The sequence below is a fragment of the Streptomyces aureus genome (assembly GCF_000725495.1).
Taxonomy (GTDB): domain Bacteria; phylum Actinomycetota; class Actinomycetes; order Streptomycetales; family Streptomycetaceae; genus Streptomyces; species Streptomyces aureus_B.
In genome coordinates this window covers 1-17,269 of the sequence record NZ_JNZD01000037.1, presented here as the reverse complement: position 1 = coordinate 17,269, position 17,269 = coordinate 1, and the positions used below count along the sequence as shown (strand labels likewise).

The 17,269-nt window shown below is 73.3% G+C and carries 10 protein-coding genes and 1 tRNA gene; 7 read left to right on the top strand and 4 right to left on the bottom strand.

Translation table 11 applies throughout. From position 1 onward, the window contains the following. Positions 1-65: 65 nt before the first annotated feature. Entirely contained in the window at positions 66-1,661 is a 1,596-nt protein-coding gene (locus IO36_RS33135; RefSeq protein ID WP_037625412.1) for an alpha/beta hydrolase, read from the top strand. Between the two features lie 108 nt (positions 1,662-1,769). Beyond that, positions 1,770-1,846, top strand: a tRNA-Thr gene (locus tag IO36_RS33130). A gap of 254 nt (positions 1,847-2,100) precedes the next feature. On the opposite strand, the gene IO36_RS33125 is transcribed toward IO36_RS33130, so the two are convergent. Both IO36_RS33125 and IO36_RS33120 read right to left on the bottom strand, forming a co-directional pair. Next, on the bottom strand, positions 2,101-3,069 hold the full coding sequence (locus tag IO36_RS33125; protein ID WP_037625410.1) for a CU044_5270 family protein: 969 nt from the start codon (positions 3,067-3,069) through the stop codon (positions 2,101-2,103). Positions 3,070-3,071: 2 nt separating this feature from the next. Next, positions 3,072-3,677: an RNA polymerase sigma factor gene (locus tag IO36_RS33120; RefSeq protein ID WP_037625408.1), complete on the bottom strand. Its 606-nt coding sequence runs from the start codon at positions 3,675-3,677 to the stop codon at positions 3,072-3,074. 249 nt (positions 3,678-3,926) lie between these two features. Between IO36_RS33120 and IO36_RS33115 the strand changes: the two genes are divergently transcribed. Further along, a complete protein-coding gene (locus IO36_RS33115; RefSeq protein WP_037625406.1) occupies positions 3,927-4,601 on the top strand; it encodes an ABC transporter ATP-binding protein in 675 nt (224 codons plus the stop codon). Beyond that, positions 4,598-6,886 (top strand): FtsX-like permease family protein, encoded by a 2,289-nt coding sequence (locus tag IO36_RS33110; protein ID WP_037625404.1) that lies wholly within the window; start codon positions 4,598-4,600, stop codon positions 6,884-6,886. Before IO36_RS33115 ends, IO36_RS33110 begins: the two co-directional genes overlap by 4 nt. 104 nt (positions 6,887-6,990) lie before the next feature. Here the strand turns inward: IO36_RS33110 and IO36_RS33105 are convergent, their stop codons facing one another. Then, positions 6,991-8,553: an APC family permease gene (locus tag IO36_RS33105; protein ID WP_051901134.1), complete on the bottom strand. Its 1,563-nt coding sequence runs from the start codon at positions 8,551-8,553 to the stop codon at positions 6,991-6,993. Between the two features lie 246 nt (positions 8,554-8,799). Here IO36_RS33105 and IO36_RS33100 point away from each other — a divergent pair, with 246 nt between their 5' ends. From IO36_RS33100 to IO36_RS48595, 3 genes are all read left to right on the top strand, one after another. Further along, entirely contained in the window at positions 8,800-9,225 is a 426-nt protein-coding gene (locus IO36_RS33100) for a hypothetical protein (RefSeq protein WP_037625403.1), read from the top strand. 147 nt (positions 9,226-9,372) lie between these two features. Then, positions 9,373-10,287 carry a glycosyltransferase family 2 protein gene (locus IO36_RS33095; RefSeq protein ID WP_037625401.1) on the top strand — a complete coding sequence of 305 codons (915 nt, stop codon included), beginning with the start codon at positions 9,373-9,375 and terminating at the stop codon, positions 10,285-10,287. 593 nt (positions 10,288-10,880) lie between these two features. After that, positions 10,881-15,014: an AfsR/SARP family transcriptional regulator gene (locus IO36_RS48595; RefSeq protein ID WP_051901132.1), complete on the top strand. Its 4,134-nt coding sequence runs from the start codon at positions 10,881-10,883 to the stop codon at positions 15,012-15,014. A gap of 315 nt (positions 15,015-15,329) precedes the next feature. Here the strand turns inward: IO36_RS48595 and IO36_RS33085 are convergent, their stop codons facing one another. After that, positions 15,330-17,021, bottom strand: coding sequence for a bifunctional 3'-5' exonuclease/DNA polymerase (locus IO36_RS33085; protein ID WP_037625398.1), 1,692 nt, complete (start codon positions 17,019-17,021; stop codon positions 15,330-15,332). Between the last annotated feature and the right edge of the window lie 248 nt (positions 17,022-17,269).

The window sequence follows — 17,269 nt, the reverse complement described above, 5'->3', positions numbered from 1 at the left end:
CACTCGTACGAGCCGCTTCGGCGACTGAAGGTGATCGATCGATCGCGCAAGGTTACGCTCGCGAGATGCACATGAGGCGCACCACTCGGACGACCCGATCCCTCCGTGCGAGCGGCGTGCTGCTGGCCGCGGCGGCGCTGTTCGTCTCCGCCTGCTCCTCGGGGAGTTCCACGTCGGCCTCCACGAGGACGGCCGCGACGGCCGAGACGGTGCTCACCGCGCTGCCGAGCGCCACGCCGTCGGATCTGGCGCCCTACTACGAGCAGAAGCTGAACTGGCGCAGCTGCGGTGTCCCAGGCTTCGAGTGCGCCACGATGAAGGCACCCCTCGACTACGACAAGCCCGGCTCGGGCGACGTGAGACTGGCGGTCTCCCGCAAGAAGGCGACGGGGCCGGGCAAACGGCTCGGCTCGCTGCTGGTCAATCCCGGAGGGCCGGGCGGTTCGGCGGTCGGCTATCTCCAGCAGTACGCGGGGATCGGCTATCCGGCGGACGTGCGGGCCCGCTACGACATGGTCGCGGTCGACCCGCGCGGGGTGGCCCGCAGCGAGCCGGTCGAGTGCCTCAACGGACGCGCGATGGACGCGTACACGCAGACGGACACCACGCCGGACGACGGGCGGGAGAGGGACCTGCTCGTCAAGGCGTACAAGAAGTTCGCCGAGGGGTGCGGCGCGCACTCGCCGGAGCTGCTGCGGCACGTCTCCACCGTCGAGGCGGCTCGTGACATGGACATCCTGCGGGCCGTGCTGGGCGACCAGAAGCTGTCGTACGTGGGGGCGTCGTACGGGACGTTCCTCGGGGCGACGTACGCGGGCCTCTACCCGGACCGGGTGGGCCGGCTCGTCCTGGACGGCGCGCTGGACCCGTCGATCGACGCGCGCAAGCTGAACGAGGAGCAGACGGCCGGGTTCGAGACGGCGTTCCAGTCGTTCGCGAAGGACTGCGTGCAGCACAGCGACTGCCCGCTCGGCGACGCGGGCACGAGCCCCGACGAGGTCGGCAGGAACCTGAAGGCGTTCTTCCAGAAACTGGACAAGGAGCCGATCCCGACGGGCGACCCGGACGGCCGCAAGCTCGGCGAGGCGCTCGCGACGACCGGTGTGATCGCGGCGATGTACGACGAGACGGCCTGGCCGCAGCTGCGGGACGCGCTCACCGCCGCGATGAAGCAGAACGACGGGGCCGGGCTGCTCGCCCTCTCCGACAGCTACTACGAGCGGGACGCCGACGGCAAGTACGCGAACCTGATGTCCGCCAACGCGGCCGTGAACTGCCTCGACCTGCCCCCCGCCTTCTCCGGCCCGGACCAGGTGGAGCAGTCGCTGCCCGCCTTCGAGAAGGCGTCGCCGGTCTTCGGGGAGGGACTGGCCTGGGCCTCGCTCAACTGCGCGTACTGGCCGGTCCGGCACACCGGCGAGGCCCACCGGATCGAGGCGAAGGGAGCGGCCCCGATCCTCGTCGTCGGCACCACCCGAGACCCGGCGACCCCGTACCCCTGGGCCCAGTCCCTGGCCTCGCAGCTCTCCTCGGGCACCCTTCTGACGTACGTCGGCGACGGCCACACCGCCTACGGCCGCGGCAGCGCCTGCATCGACTCCGCGATCAACCGCTACCTCCTCCAGGGGACCCCTCCCGAGAAGGGAAAGCGCTGCTCATAGCCCTGCCGGCGGCCCGGTCGGCGCCCGCCCCGGGCCGTGTACGGAGCACCCTCGGAAACTGTGTAGACTTACCGACGTTGCTGATCGCACCATAGGTGCGGACAGCGCGCCGCCTTAGCTCAGATGGCCAGAGCAACGCACTCGTAATGCGTAGGTCTCGGGTTCGAATCCCGAAGGCGGCTCCACCGAAACCCCAGGTCGGATTGTCGCTGACCTGGGGTTTCTGCATGTCCGGATGCGGCGGCGGGTACGAGATCGGGCCGTGAGGACGTCCGCAGTCGCGGTTCCGGTCTCACTTGCGAGGTGTAGCTGGACCTCCGGCTTTCGGGCCGGGCACGTGCTCGTTGCGCGTCCAGCACGTCTGCCCCGCCCCGGGCGTCGCAGGGGCGGGTGCGGGCGGCCCGCACCCGTGGTGCGGGCCGCCCGGGATCGTGGCCGGTCAGCTGCGGTCGCCCGCCTTGTCCACCACGGCCGTCGTGACGAGCGAGTCGCCGCCCAGGACCTTGCCCTCGCCGGAGACGAACCGCATGCCGACGGGCCGGTAGGTCCCCGGGTCGATCAGCCACTGGTCGAGCATGGACGAACCGTCCTTGGGGTTGGTCCCGCGGAGGTACTCCAGGGCGATCACCCGGCGTCCGGCGGCGGTGTGGACCAGGTGGCCGGTGACCTTTCCGCCCGGCAGGAGTGCGAGGGCGCGGTAGAGAGAGGCCAGGCCCTCGGCCGGCATCACGTCGGCCCGCAGCAGGACGCTGATCTCGGAGTAGTCGTTGCGCGCCTGCGATTGCTCCTTGTCGTCGGCGAGGGCGTTCCGCTCGCGGAGTGCCCTCAGCGTTCCCTTGCCGTCGGCAGGCAGGGCGGCGAGGACCCGGTACAGCTCGCGCGGCGAGCGGTCGTCGCCCTCGGCGCCGTTCTCCAGGTGCATCTTCATGATCTGGAGCGGCTGGTCCTTCCGTAGCCGGGAGGCGGTGGCGGAACCGTCGAAGCGGATCCAGCTCTCCTCCGCACCGGAGAACCTGTCGGACTTGTTCGGAGGCTCCTGCGCCGCCTTGTTGTAGATCCACTGCTTGGCCGTCGGAACCGTGCCGTTCGGCTGTGTCCGGACCGCGTCGGCGGCCTCGCGCAGGAACTCGGCCGCGCTCACCCCCTTGTAACGCACACCCGGCGTGCCCGCGGGCGGCGTCGCGCCTCGCGAGTCCTTCCCGCCCACCAGCAAGCCGGCGGTGACGGCGACGGCGGTCACCGCGGCCACGGCCGCGACGATCGCGAACTCCCACCGCAGCCACAGCGCGCGGCGCGACCGCCCGGCCCGCGCGGCCTCGGCGAGCCGCGCCCGTCCCGGTGCGATCCGGGCCCGATCGGGTGCCTGCACGTGGTCGCGCAGTGCGCGCACCTCGGTCATCTCGTCCATGGCTACGCCACCTCCGCCACGTCGGTCATGAATGCGGGATCGGCACCCAGCGCCGTACGGACCTTGCGTCGTGCCCGGTTCAGCCGCGAACGGACCGTGCCGACCGGGATGTCCAGCGCCTCCGCGACCTCCTGATAGGTGAGTTCGGCCCAGGCGACGAGCAGCAGGACATGCCGGTCCGGAGCCGACAGGCCCGCGAGGGCGCCGGCCAGCGGGCCCTGCGCCGCGATCCGGCGGTCGGTGTCCTCGAGCCAGAACTCGCCCCCGGATCCGGCGAGCGGGTCGTGGCCGGTGCGGGCGAGCGCCCTGAGCGCCCGCACCTCGGCGCGGCGCTGCTTGCCCACGAGGTTTCCCGCGATGCCGTACAGCCAGGGGCGGGCGTTGGCGCGGGTGCGGTCGTAGCGGGACCGGATCCGGAAGGCCACCAGGAAGGTGTCGGCGGTGATGTCGTCGGCCGCGGAGGCGCCGAGGCGGCGGGCCACGTAACGGTGGATGTCGGGAGCGTGGCGGTCGTAGAGCAGCGCGAACAGCTCCGGCTGCTCCAACGACTGCGCGACTATGTCCGCGTCTTCCTCCGCCCGCGCCACTGACGGCGGTGGTCCGCTCACGATGGTTCCCCTGACTCCTCGGTGAGTGCCTGTCACCTGCTGTTCCCCGATGTCCCCCGAAGAGTTCACGGTTCGCGGAAGTCGTATCACCAGCGGTGAACACGGCCGATCCGTCGTGGCGGTGGCGCGGGACGCACGTCGACCAGGCAGGGTGGGGCGAGCAGTGCCTGTGCTGCGGGATGCCAGGCGAGACCGCGGGTCCAGGGCGTTCTCCTGGGCCCGCTCGCTTCTTTGGGGGAAGCCGACAGCATGTCAGAAATACTCGTTGCCACGGGAGTCGACCTCTCCTACGGCAATCAGCCGGCCGTTCTCGACGCTCATCTCTCGGTGTCCGTCGGGGAGGTCGTGGCGATCACCGGGCAGAGCGGGTCCGGCAAGTCCTCGCTGCTGTACTGCCTCGCCGGGGTCCTCCCCGTCAAGCGCGGTCACGTGCGGTTCGAAGGGCGGGCGCTCGGCGATCTCGACGACGACGAGATCAGCGCGCTCCGCCGGGAACGGTTCGGATTCGTCTTCCAGTACGGCGAGTTGCTGCCCGAGCTCACCGTCGAGGAGAACACCGCCCTGCCGCTGCGACTGGCCGGGCAGCGCAAGGGCCCCGCGCTGGCGGCCGCCGGCAAGGTGCTCGAGCGCCTCGGGCTCGGGGAACTGCGCGAGCGCCGCCCCGGGCAGGTCTCCGGCGGGCAGAGCCAGCGCGTCGCGGTCGCGCGCTCCTTGGTGCACCGGCCGGCGATCGTCTTCGCGGACGAGCCGACCGGTTCCCTCGACAGCGCCAACGCCTCCGCCGTGCTCAAGGAGTTCCTCGGTCTGGCCCGGTCGCAGGGGACCGCCGTCATCCTGGTGACGCACGACCCGGCCGTCGCCGCCCAGGCCGACACCCGCTACACGATGGCGGACGGGGTCCTGAGCCCACGGGGTACCGCGTGAGGGAATTCCTGCTCGGCCTGCGCCTGCTGTTCGGGGCCGGGCGCGGCAACCGCATACGTTTCTTCCTCATGGCCGCCGGCGGCTCGATCGGCGTCTGCTGCCTCGCCCTCGTCCTCACCGTTCCGGCGATCCTCGACGCGCACGACGGCCGCGATGCCGCCCGCCAGCCCGTCACCTCCGCCCACGGGCCCGCCGACGGAACCCTCGTCCTGCAGCGCGACGACGCCTACGGCTCCCGGTCCTTCACCCGGGTGTTCGTCGCCAGGGGGACCGGCGGACCGCACGCGGTTCCTCCCGGCCTGAGTGAACTCCCCGCTCCTGGAGAGGTGTTCGTCTCCCCTCGGGTGCACGACCTGCTGCGTGACGCGCCCGCGGCCAAGGCGCTGCTGCCGGGCCGCGAGGCGGGCGTGATCGGGCCCTCCGGGCTCGCCCATCCCGACGAGCTCTACGCCTACGTCGGCACCGACCGGGCCGCGCTGGCCCGCGAGGGCCGGACCCTCAAGGGCTTCGGCTACAGCTATGCGCCCTTCCCGGCCGTCGAACCCTCCACCCTCACCGACGTTCGGTTCGCCCTGGCCACGCTGGTCCTGCTGCCCCTGGGCATCTTCCTGTCGGTCTGCGCCCGGCTCTCCGCCGCCAGCCGGATGCGCCGCCTCGCGGCCCTGCGGCTGCTCGGTCTGAGCATCAAGGGCACCCAGCGGGTGAACGCCGCCGAGACCGTCGTCGCCGCACTGCTGGGCGCGGTGCTGGGACTCGGCGAGTACTGGCTGCTCAACCAGGTGATGTCCCGGGCCGGTCTGCCGGGGCTGCGGTGGTACCCGGACGACGGTGCACTCTCCGTCGTCACCATCGTCGTCTGCCTGGTCGGCTCTCCGCTCCTCGCCTGGCTCGTCAGCCGCAAGAGCGCGCGGGACGCCACCGCCAACCCGCTCGCGGTACGGCGTACGGCGGTGCCGCGGCCTCCGTCCAAGTGGGTCGGCCTGCTGCTGGTCAGCGGGCTCGGCATCGTCTGCGGCTTCTGCGCCACCGGCCTGATGGGGCATCCCGCGTCCAGCCTCGGCGTCAACGCGCTGCTGATCGTCGCGGGGGTCGTCCTGACCGGCGTCGGCCTGGTGCTCACGCTGCCGCTGCTGTCGTACGTGCTGGCCAGACGGGTGGCGCGGACCACCCAGTCCCTGACGCTCAACCTGGCGATGCGGCGCAACGAGGCGGAGCCCGGCAGCACGATGCGGGTGGTCACCAGTCTCGTCCTGCTCGTGTACGTCGCCTCGCTCGCCCAGGGTGTGCTCATCCAGCTGGAGCAGGTCACCCGGCCGTCGGGTTCCGTCCAGGAGTACTCGCTACCGCTCTCGGGGCTCGACTCGAGGCAGCAGCGCGACCTCACCCATGTGCCCGGGGTCGACGCGCACGCGGTCCTCATGAACTCCTGGGCCGATCCCCACGGCACGTCCGGCACCGACCCGGCGTGGGAAACGGTGCTCGTGGCCACATGCGCCCAACTCGACCGGATGACCGTGCACACGAACGGCTGTGTCGACGGCAAGGTGATGAGGCTCGACAACACCGACTCCAGTTCGGGTTCCTATCTCAGAACCGGCATGTCGTTCACCTTCCGCTTCCGCCCCGACAACGGGCAGGACAGGAAGCTGAACATTGCCGTGCCCGCCGAGCGGATCACCTACAACGGCTATTCGGCATCCTCGGTCGACAGCGCCGTGCTCCTCGTCCCGCCCTCCGCCCTCCCCTCCGACGCCCGCCCCCGCGACGCGGAGATCCTGCTCGCCGGTGGTTCCGACCCCGGTCAGGTGCGGGGTGTTCTCGACCGGATCGCCGCCGTCGCCCCGATCGCGGAGATCGAGCTGGTCGGGCTGAACGTCCAGGGGCTGGAGCAGATCACCGTGGTCGAGACCCTGCTCGCGCTGGGCATGATCATGGGTCTGATCATCGGAGTGGCCGCCTTCCTCGTGTCCGTCACCGACCGGGCCGTGGAGCGCCGTGCGCAGGTCACCGCCGTCACGCTGATCGGTGCCCGGGCGAGGACCATGCGGGCCGTCCAGTGTGCCCAGGTCGTGCTGCCCCTGGGCCTCGGCCTCGTCCTGGCCCTGGTCTCGGGGAAGGTCGCCGAGTCCAGCTACCTGATCACCGGCGGCGGCGCGATCCGCTGGGACACGGCCGGCGTCCCCCTGCTCGTCCTCGCCGCGGCGGGCGTGGTGGGGATGGCCGCACTGGGCTCACTGCCCCTGGTGGGACGCCGCATCGACCCGGAACTGATCCGCCGGGACTGACACGGCGCCGCGACTTCCACGAGGGGCCGTCCGGCCGCGTTCCGGGCGGCCCCTCCGCCGTGCGGCGCCCGTAGGCCGGTCACGCCGTCGGTACCCCCGCCCGGTCAGTGGCCGCTCCGGTCGTGGGACGAGACCGGGATCGTCTCCTTGTGGAAGAAGGACGGGCGCATCGCGTTGTAGACCAACATCAGGATCGCGCCGAGCAGCAGCGCGCCGATGCCGGTGACGAAGACGCCGCCGAGCTGCCAGTGCGGCGGGAACGGCAGGGTCCACGAGGTGCTGCCGTAGTCGGCCGCGGCGTACACGAAGCAGGCGTTGACGAAGAAGTAGAGCAGCAGCAGCCCGCCGAGGCCCGGCATGATTCCGCGCGTCCACAGGTCGCGCGAGCTGCGGGTGAGGACCTTGCGGTAGTACCAGACGCAGGCGAAGCCGGTCAGCCCGTAGTAGAAGGCGATCATCAGGCCGACCGAGCCGATGGAGTCGGCCAGGACGTTCTCGCTCACCCGGGTCAGGATGACGTAGAAGACGATCGAGGCCAGGCCCATGCCCACGGTGGACCAGGTCGGGGTGAGGAACCGGGGGTGGATGCGGGCGAAGCGCTGCGGGATCGCCTTGAACGCCGCCATGGACAGGGTGGTGCGGGCCGTCGGGAGGATCGTCGTCTGGGTGGAGGCCGCCGCCGAGGTGAGGACCATGACGATCAGGAGTTTGGTGGCGACCGTGCCCCAGCCGCCGGTGCCGAAGACCTCGGCCCCGAGACTGGAGAGGACGTCTCCGGAGTTGTCCGGGTTGCCCAGGCCGATGCCCTTGTCACCGACCCCGGCGAACGCCTGCGCGGACGTGGTGACCATGACGTAGACGAGCAGCAGGATGACGGTCGAGATGACGGCCGCGCGGCCGGGGGTGCGGTCCCGGTCGACGGTCTCCTCGTTGACGGACACCGCGGTGTCCCAGCCCCAGTAGATGAACACGCCGGCGAGGATGCTCTTGGTCAGGTCGTCGAACGAGTTGATCTCGAAGGGGTTGAACCACGACCACGAGATCTCCGACGAGACGTTCGGTGCCGTGCCCCCGTACACCTTGACCAGCGCGGTGATCGACAGCAGGAACAGCACCACGACCTCGATGGTGAGCAGCGCCTTCTGCAGGTTGGCCGAGAGCTCGATGCCGATGTAGCAGATCAGGGTCATCAGGGCGATCCACAGGACGCCGACGAAGGTGACCCAGAAGGTGTTCTGCGCCAGCCCGTCCGCGCCGATGAGCTGGAAGCCGTACGCGCCGGCGATCTGCGCCAGGTTGGCCATGACGATGATGTCGGCCGCGACGATGCCCCAGCCGCCCAGCCAGCCGGTGCGGGGGCCGAAGGCCCGGGCCGCCCAGGTGAACGTGGTGCCGCAGTCGGGGTCGGCCCGGTTCAGTTCCTTGTAGCCGTAGGCGATCAGGAACATCGGGACGAACGCGAGGATGACCACGATCGGCGACTGGAAGCCCACGATCCCGACGATGACGCCGAGCGTCGCGGCGAGGCTGTACGCGGGGGCCGTGGAGGCCAGCCCGATCACCGTGCTGGAGAACAGGCCCAGCGCGCCGCCCTTGAGGCCCTTGTCCAGGCTCCCCGGTCCGAGCGGGGGCAGTGGCGCGGGCGGCGGGACGGATGGTGAGCTCATGGCGCCCTCCGGAACCTGGTGGCGCCCTCCGGGGTGGACCGGGCGCACGCTGTCCCCGGCCCGGAAGGCTCGGGCGTACCGGCTTCCACCGGTGACGCCCGGAGACGTCGGGCCGCTCCCACCAGCATGAACCCGCTCGCCGACAACCGGTAGTCGAGCCGCTTCCGGGTGGCCGTCCCCTGCGCGCCCGCGCCCGGCGGGGGCGCGTAACGCCCCGGCAGGGCCGGGCGGTGTCATCCTGCGGGGATGACGGGATCCAGCGCGGCGGGCGGCGGGTACTCCGGTACTCCGCTGGCCCGGAAGATCGGCATCAAGGCGGGGCACCGGGTACGGCTGGTCGACGGGCCGCCGGACTGGGAGATCCCCGGGCTGCCCGAGGACTGCGAGGTCGGGGAGGGCGGTCCCGAGGGGGCGGACGTGACCGTCGCCTTCTTCCGCGAGCACGCCCGGCTCGCCTCGCGGGCGGCCGGTCTGGTCGCGGACCTGTCCGACCCGGCCATGCTCTGGATCGCCTGGCCCCGCCGCGCGGCCGGACACCGGAGCGACATCACGGAGAACGGTCTGCGGGACCTCTTCCTGCCCCTCGGCGTCGTCGACGTGAAGGTGGCGGCGCTGGGGGAGGACTGGTCGGGGCTGAAATTCGTCCGCCGCAGGGAGAACCGGCGGACCTGAGCCCGGGCACGGGACGGGGGCACGGCGGACGTATGGGCGCAGACCAGTACGTTCGTACGACTGACATATGGGCGTACCCGAGGGCGTACGTGAGGGGTCGTCCCGGTGAACGACTAGCATCGCGGCACAGTTGTCGGCCGGGATGGGGTGGGTGTCGTGTCACAGGCGGAGGAGGGGCCGCGGATCGCCGTTGCCGTGGTGACCATGGGCAACCGGCCCGCCGAGGTCGACGCTCTGCTCACCTCCGTGGCCAAGCAGGACGTGGTGCCGGCCCGGATCGTGATCATCGGCAACGGCTGCCCGCTGCCCGAGTTCGCCGAACGCCTCGGCCTGCCGGGCGAGGTGACGACCATCGAGGTGGACGACAACCTCGGCTGCCCCGGTGGCCGGAACGTCGGGCTGAGCCGGCTGCGGGAGTTCGGTGACGTGGACGTGGTCGTCGAGCTCGACGACGACGGACTCCTCGTCGACGGCGACGTGCTGCGCAAGGTGCGCGACCTGTACGCGGCCCGCCCGCGGCTCGGCATCGTCGGCTTCCGCATCGCCGACGAGAACGGCGAGACGCAGCGCCGTCACGTGCCCCGGGTCGGGGCCAAGGACCCCATGCGCGGGGGACCGGTCACCGGCTTCCTCGGGGGCGGCCACGCGCTGTCCATGCCCATGCTCGCCGAGACCGGGGACTGGCCCGCCGAGTTCTTCTTCGCGCACGAGGAGACCGACCTCGCCTGGCGGGCCATCGACGCCGGCTGGACCGTGCTGTACGAGCCCGAACTGCTGCTCCAGCACCCCAAGACCTCGCCCGCCCGGCACGCCATCTACTACCGCGTGACCGCCCGCAACCGGGTCTGGCTCACCCGCCGCCGGCTGCCGCTCGCGCTGATCCCCGTGCACCTGGGGATCTGGATCGTGCTCACGCTGCTGCGGACGCGGTCGGTCGGCGGGCTGCGGGCCTGGTTCGGCGGATTCGCGGAGGGGCTGCGGCGCTCCGGCGGAGAACGGCGCCCGATGCGGTGGCGCACGGTCTGGCGGCTCACCCGTCTCGGGCGTCCGCCGGTCATCTGAGCTTCGGCCGTTCGGCGGTCGTCCGAGCCTCGGGCGTCCGCAGGTGATCTGAGCTTCGGGCGTCCGCCGGTGATCTGGGCCTCGGCCGTTCGGCGGTCGTCCGGCCCCGGTTCGGGCGCCCGGCGGCTGCCCTGACCCGGCTCGGCCGCCGGCCGATCGCCCGGAACCGCCCGGTGGTCGGCTGTACCCGGAGGGCCGGTCGTGAGCGTCGTCCGGCGACGGGATTTCGCCACGGAAGTCCCGTCCGGAGGCCCGTCCAGGGCCTCGCGCGGGCGGCGGGGAGAAGTAGGTGAATTACGTACGGGTTGCGCAAACGTGTCCCCCGTACGGACGGAGGCCCCGGTCGATCACCTCGACGACCGGGGCCTCTGACGTCCCCGGATCCGGCCACGGCGGCGACACTCCCCCGAGTTACGCGTAGTACGCGCGCACCGTCGGGCCAGATCCGATGGAATGATCACATCAGGCCACGCCAACGGATCGCTAACATGAGGCCAACGGTTCCCTCGGGAACGATCACTTGACCGGCGAGAACCCGTCCCGGGAGGACGAGAACCGCCGTGGTGCGCGGCCGGCGGCCGGGCGGAAAGGCTATGGGCGGCGTGATGCGGAACGGGCTGCGGTTCGGACTGCTGGGGCCGCCGGTCCTGTACGACGCCAACGGCGAGATCGGCTCGATCGGCAGCCGGAAGATGCGTGCCCTGCTGGCCGCGCTGCTCCTCGAACCGGGCCGGGTCGTCTCCGTCGACGTGCTCAAGGACGCGCTGTGGGGCGGGGCGCCGCCCGCCTCCGCGCAGGCGTCCCTCCAGAACCACGTGACCCGGCTGCGCCGCCTCCTCGACGATCCGGAACGGCTGCGCGCGGTACCGCCCGGGTACGTCCTGCGGGTCGGCGAGGGCGAGTTGGACGTCCGCGTCTTCGAGCGGCACGCCACCGTCGCACGCGACGCGCACGCCGAACGCGACTGGGAACGGGCGCTGCGCGAGTCCGCCGCCGCGCTCGCGCTGTGGCGCGACACCCCGCTGAGCGGCCTGCCGTCCGAGATCGGCGGGCACGCCTTCGTCCAGCGTCTGGAGGAGGCCCGGCTGCTCGTCCTGGAGTGGGGGTACGAGGCGGAGCTGTGCCTCGACCCGACCGCCTCCCGGCTCGACCGGCTGGCGCCGGAACTGGCCGCCCGTACCGCCGAGCATCCGCTCCGCGAGTCGTTCCACCGGCTCCTGATGCTGGTCCTCCACCGCGCCGGACGCCAGGCCGAGGCCCTCGCCGTGCACCGCGACCTGCGGGCCCGGCTGCTCGACGAACTCGGCGTCGAGCCGGGTCCCGCCGTGCGCAGGGCCCACCTGGAGATCCTGCGCGACAACGACCGGGACTCGACAGGGATCGGCGCCGCCGACGGGGCCCCGGGCGGAGCGAGCGCCGGGGACCGCCTCATGGGCGGCGGCACCTTCGGGGCCGAGGCCGGAGGCCGGGGCGGGCGCCGGGACGGCGGCTGGATCCCCGGTGGGGGAGTGGAGCGGAGGAAGGGCGGCGACCGGCGCAGGAACGCCGGCCGGGACGGGGCCGGAGACCGGGGCGGCGAGGGTGCCGAGGGCGGCGACAGGCGCAGAACCGGCTCCGACGGCGTGGACCGGGACGGGAGCGGCGGCTGGAGCTCGGACCGGGACGTGATCGACGGCCGGGACCTTGGCGTGGGCCGGGACAGTGACGTGGGCCGTGACGGTGGCCTCGGCCGAGACGGGGTCGGTGGCCAGGGCGGTGGTGTCGGCCGGGTCGGGAACGTCGATCGGGACGGGACCGATGGCCGGGACGGCGGGGCCGACGGGTTCGGCGGCGTGGGTCACGACGGCGGCGTGGGTCACGATGGTGGCGCGGGCCAGGACGGGGGCGCGGGCCGGGGTCGAGCCGGGAGTACGGGCCAGGACGCGGGCCGAGTTCGGGACGGAAGTGCGGGCCAGGACGGACGCCGGGGCCAGGACGGGAACTCGGGCCAGGACGGAGGCCGGGGCCGGGACGGGAACGCCGGCCCGGGCGGTGACGACCGGGCCGCGGAGCCGTCGGCCGACGCCGCCCGCGACGGACAGGACACCGTCGCCCCGCCCCGCCCCGCCCAACTTCCGCCGCCCCCGGCCCACTTCACCGGACGCGAGGACGTCCGCGACCGGCTGTGCCGGCTCCTGGACCCGGAACGCCCCGCGCGCCTCCCGCGCCCCGAGGAAGCCGCGTACCCGGGTGACGGCCCCGACGGCCGGACATCCTCCCCGGCATCCGTCGGCGTGGACGCCGGCGCGGACGGCGGTGCGCCCGCAGGCCGGCCCGGTGACGCGGCGAACTCGGGTCAGCCCGACGGGACATGGGAGGAGGCGCACGGCCGGTCCTCCGCCGGGGGCTTCGCCACCGGGATGCCCCGTGTCGCGGTGATCAGCGGGATGGCGGGCGTCGGCAAGAGCGCCCTGGCGCTGCACGTCGCCCATGGACTGCGGGAACGTTTCACCGACGGTCAGCTGTACGTCAACCTGCACGGCGCCACCCCCGGCATGGCCCCGCTCACCGCGGGCCAGGCGCTCGCCGCACTCCTGCGCGACCTGGGGGCCGAACCCCGCCACATCCCCGAACACCCCGACGCCGCGGCGGCGTTGCTCCGCTCGATGCTCGCGCCGACCCGCATCCTCATGGTGCTCGACGACGCGGCGCACGCCGCCCAGGTGCGGCCGCTGCTCCCGGCCGGCGCGGGCTGCGCGGTCATCGTCACGAGCCGCTCCCCGCTCACCGCCCTGGACGGCGCCGACCGCTTCCCGCTCGCGCCGCTGTCGGACGAGGACAGCGCGGCCCTGCTCCGCGCGGTCTCCGGCCGCCGCGAGGGTCTCGACGGCGGGCACCGCCTGGTCGAGCTCACCGGCCGGCTGCCGCTCGCGCTGCGGGTCGTCGCCGCTCGGCTGGCCGCCCGCCGCGCCCTGACCCCCGACGTCCTCGCCGGTCAACTGGCCGCCACCGAAGGACGGTTGCACCATCTCGAGTACGACGACCTGAGCGTGCGCCGGTCGCTCGCGGTCGCGCACGACGCACTGCGCGCCTCCGAGCGCGAGGCCGACCGGGACGCGGCGCTCGCCCTGTGCCGGATCGGCGCGCTCGACCTGCCCGTCTACGGAGCCGCCCTCGTCGCCCGCCTCACCGGCACCGACGAGCGCCGCGCCGAGGCCGCCCTCGACCGTCTCGTCGACGTGGCGCTCCTGGAGGAGACCGCGTACGGGCGGTACGCGCCGCACGACCTCGTACGGGACTTCGCCCGGGAGATCGCGGGCGCGGCGGAGTGCGTCCTGCCGGCGACGGGCGTGGGCGGCGGTACGGACGCCCCGGCCCCCGGGACCGTCTCCGCGGACCGGAGCACCGCCTCGGGCGGCACCGCCTCGGGCGGCACCGGCACCGGCGGCACCGGCACCGGCGGGACCGGCATCGGCGGGACCGGCATCGGCGGGACCGGCATCGGCGGCACCGGCACCGGCGGGACCGGCATCGACGATCGGGTCGTCCTCGGCGGCACCGGCGCCTCCGGTCGGGCCGTCCCCGCCGTTGACGGCCCCGCCGTGCCGTCCGGACATGACGCGGTGGTCGCCGAACGGGCCCTGCGCTGGTACGCCGGTGTCGCCGCCCGCTCGCTGGAGGCGATCCTCGAACCCGGTCTCGACCGGGAGGACCGCGTCAGACCGACCGCCTCGCAGCCGGCCGGGCACGCGGCGGACGTGGCGGCCGTCCCTCCGTTCTGCTCCGCCCGCGAGGCCTTCGCCTGGGGCGACACGGAGCTGGCCAACGTGGTCGCGCTGGCCGAGCGGTACGCGCACGGCTCGCCGTACTTCCCGCTGCTGGCCCGCATGCTCAATCCGTACGTCCAACGCAGCGGCCGGGTGGCCGAGTTGGAGGTGCTCCAGCGGGCCGCGCTGCACGCGGCGCGGCTGCTCGGCGACGAGGCGGCCGAGGCGTACGCGCTCGGCGACCTCGGGGGCCTGCATTTCATGACGGGCCGGGTGGGCGAGGCGCTCACCCTGAACGACGACGCGCTCGCGATCTGGAGCCGGCTGGGCGTGCGGTCCTGTCAGCGACGGGCCCTGAACAACCGGGGCATGCTCCTCGAATCCCTCGGCCGCCACGAGGAGTCCGGCGAGGCCCTGCTCCAGAGCCTCACGTTCTCGCGGGAGTTGGGCGACCCGCACATGGAGGCCATCACCTACAGCCACCTGGGCAACCTCTACGAGCACACCGACCCGCGGGCCGCCATCGACCACCACAAGCGCAGCCTCGCCATCGGTGACGCGATGCAGGACGTGATCATCCGGCACTCCGCGCACTGCAACATCGGCTACGCCCATCTGACGCTCGGCGAACCGGCCGCCGCGCTGCCGCACTTCGAGGAGAGCCTGCGCATCCTGGGCGGCCACGGCGACTGGCACGGCGAGTCGCAGACCAGGCTCGGCCTGGTGCGGGCGCTGCGCGGGGTCGGCCAGGGGGAGCGGGCCGAGCGGGAGTGCGATCTGCTGCGGTGCCGCGCCGATCGTCGCGCCGACGGCTACACCGGCGGCCTCGCCCGTCACCAGCGGGGCCTGCTGCTGTGGGAACGCGGCGACACGGAGGCGGCCCACGAGGAGTGGGCGTCCGCACTGGAGGCTCTGGCGGGGACGGACAGCCCGGTGACGGGCGAACTGCGGGAGCTGCTGGCACGCCGGACCACGGGGTGACGGGCCCGCCCGGACGAACCGCGAGGGCGGTCGGCACCTGCGCCGGCACCCGGGCCGGCACCTGCGCCGGCACCCGGGCCGGCACCCGGGCCGGCACCTGCGCCGGCACCCGGGCCGGCACCCCGACAGCCCGCCGTCCGACAGGTCGGGTCACCCGCCATCCGACGGCCTACGGTCCGACGCGCCGGGTCGCCCACCGTCCGACGGCCCACGGTCCGACGGACCGGGTCACCTACCGCCTGACGGCCCGGCGGACCAGGTCACCTACCGTCCGCGGCGTCCGCGTCCCCCCGGGCAACGCGCTTGCCGGACCGGTCACTTCGCGTCCGCGTAGCACTGGACGACCGCCGTGGTGAACGGAAAGCGCACCGGGGTCCGTCCGAAGGTGAGCCGGCCCGCCAGTTCGGCCGCGTCGCGGATGGCGGCCACGACGGTGTCGGCCTCCTCGGCGGGGCAGTGCACGATCACCTCGTCGTGCTGGAAGAAGACCAGCTCGGCGGCGAGGGGGGAGCAGGCGCGGCGCAGGCCCGCCAGCATCAGCAGGGCCCAGTCGGCGGCGCTGCCCTGGACGACGAAGTTGCGCGCGAACCGTCCGCGGGCGCGGGAGTCGGAGGACGCGTACCCCGGGACCCAGCCCTGGTCGACGGCGGTCTCGGCGGGATCGTCCTGCGGGATGCCCGCCTCCTCCCCGGCGCCGTCGCCCGCCCCGGCCGCGGGAGGGCTGGTCCGGCCCAGCCAGGTCCGCACGAGCCGGCCCTCCTCGCCCGCCCTGGCCGCGTCGTCGACGTAGGCGACGGCCTTGGGGAAGCGGCGGCGGAGCAGGGCGAGGTTCTTCAGCCCGTCGCCCGACGTCTGGCCGTAGACCGCGCCGAGCACCGCGATCTTCGCCTGGTCCCGGTCGCCGGAGAACGCCCGGTCCGACACCGACTGGTAGAGGTCGCTCTCCCGGCCCGCGACCTCCATGAGGCCGGGGTCGCGGGAGATGGCCGCGAGGACGCGCGGTTCCATCTGGTCGGCGTCGGCGACGACCAGCCGCCAGCCCGGGTCGGCGACGACGGCACGGCGGATCACCTTGGGGATCTGGAGCGCGCCGCCGCCGTTCGTGACCCAGCGTCCGGTGACGGTTCCGCCCGGCAGGTACTCGGGCCGGAACCGCCCGTCGCGCACCCAGTCCTGGAGCCAGGACCAGCCGTGGGCGACCCAGATGCGGTACAGCTTCTTGTACTCGAGCAGCGGTTTCACGGCCGGATGGCCGATCGACTCGATCTCCCACCGCCGGGTGGATCTGACCTTGATCCCGGCCTGCGCGAACGCCTTGACGACGTCGGCGGGCAGGTCGGGTCTGACCCTTCTGCCGAAGGCGGCGGACACCTCCTCGGTGAGCTCGGCCAGGCGCCGGGGCTCGCCTCCCCCGGTGTACCGGTCGCCGAGCAGTTCGTGCAGGACGTCCCGGTGGACGTCGGCGCTCCAGGGCAGCCCCGACCGGTTCATCTCGGCGGCGACCAGCATTCCCGCGGACTCGGCGGCCGTGAGCAGCCGCATCCGTTCCGGGTGCGCGGTGGTCTCGTGGCGGCGCTGCTGGTCGGCGTAGACCGCGAGGAGATCGGTCAGCGGCACGTGCACCGGGCGGGGTTCGAAGAGGGAGGACTGCGAACCGGGCTCGGCGGAACGCTGGGGCGGGTCGGCCGGCACGGGGCCGCCGCGCAGTCTCGCCAGCGCGGCGGCCGCCGACCGGGGCTCGCCGAGCCGCCCCTCGTGTCCGAGCAGCAGGGACTCCGCGGCCTCGATGTCGTAGCACCGCTCCACTCGCACCCCCGTGGCGAGCAGACGCGGATAGACGTCGGAGGTCGACCGCCACACCCACCGGCTCACGTCCGGCCGGGCCCGTACGGCCTCCGCGAGGTCCGCCTCCCGGCGGACCTCTCCCACGGGCAGCCCGTCCGGGCCGAGGGCGGCGAGCTCGACGCCACCGTCCTCGGCCGGAGCGACTGCCCAGCGCTCGGTCATGATTCCGAGTCTCGCAGGGGGGTCTGACAACGCCGTCCGCCGACGCGTCCGAGGGTCCGGAATCCCCGGGCGCGTCCGCGAGGTCCCGCCCGCCCGGCGACGCCCGGCACGCCCTAGGGCCTGTCTGACAATTCCCGTCTGCCCGGCGACGCCATGCACGCTCCCCCAAGCTCTTCGAGCAGGGGGTACCCCCACTCGCCGCACCGGCCCCAGACCCGAGTACGCCCAGTACGCAGGTCTGGGGCCGG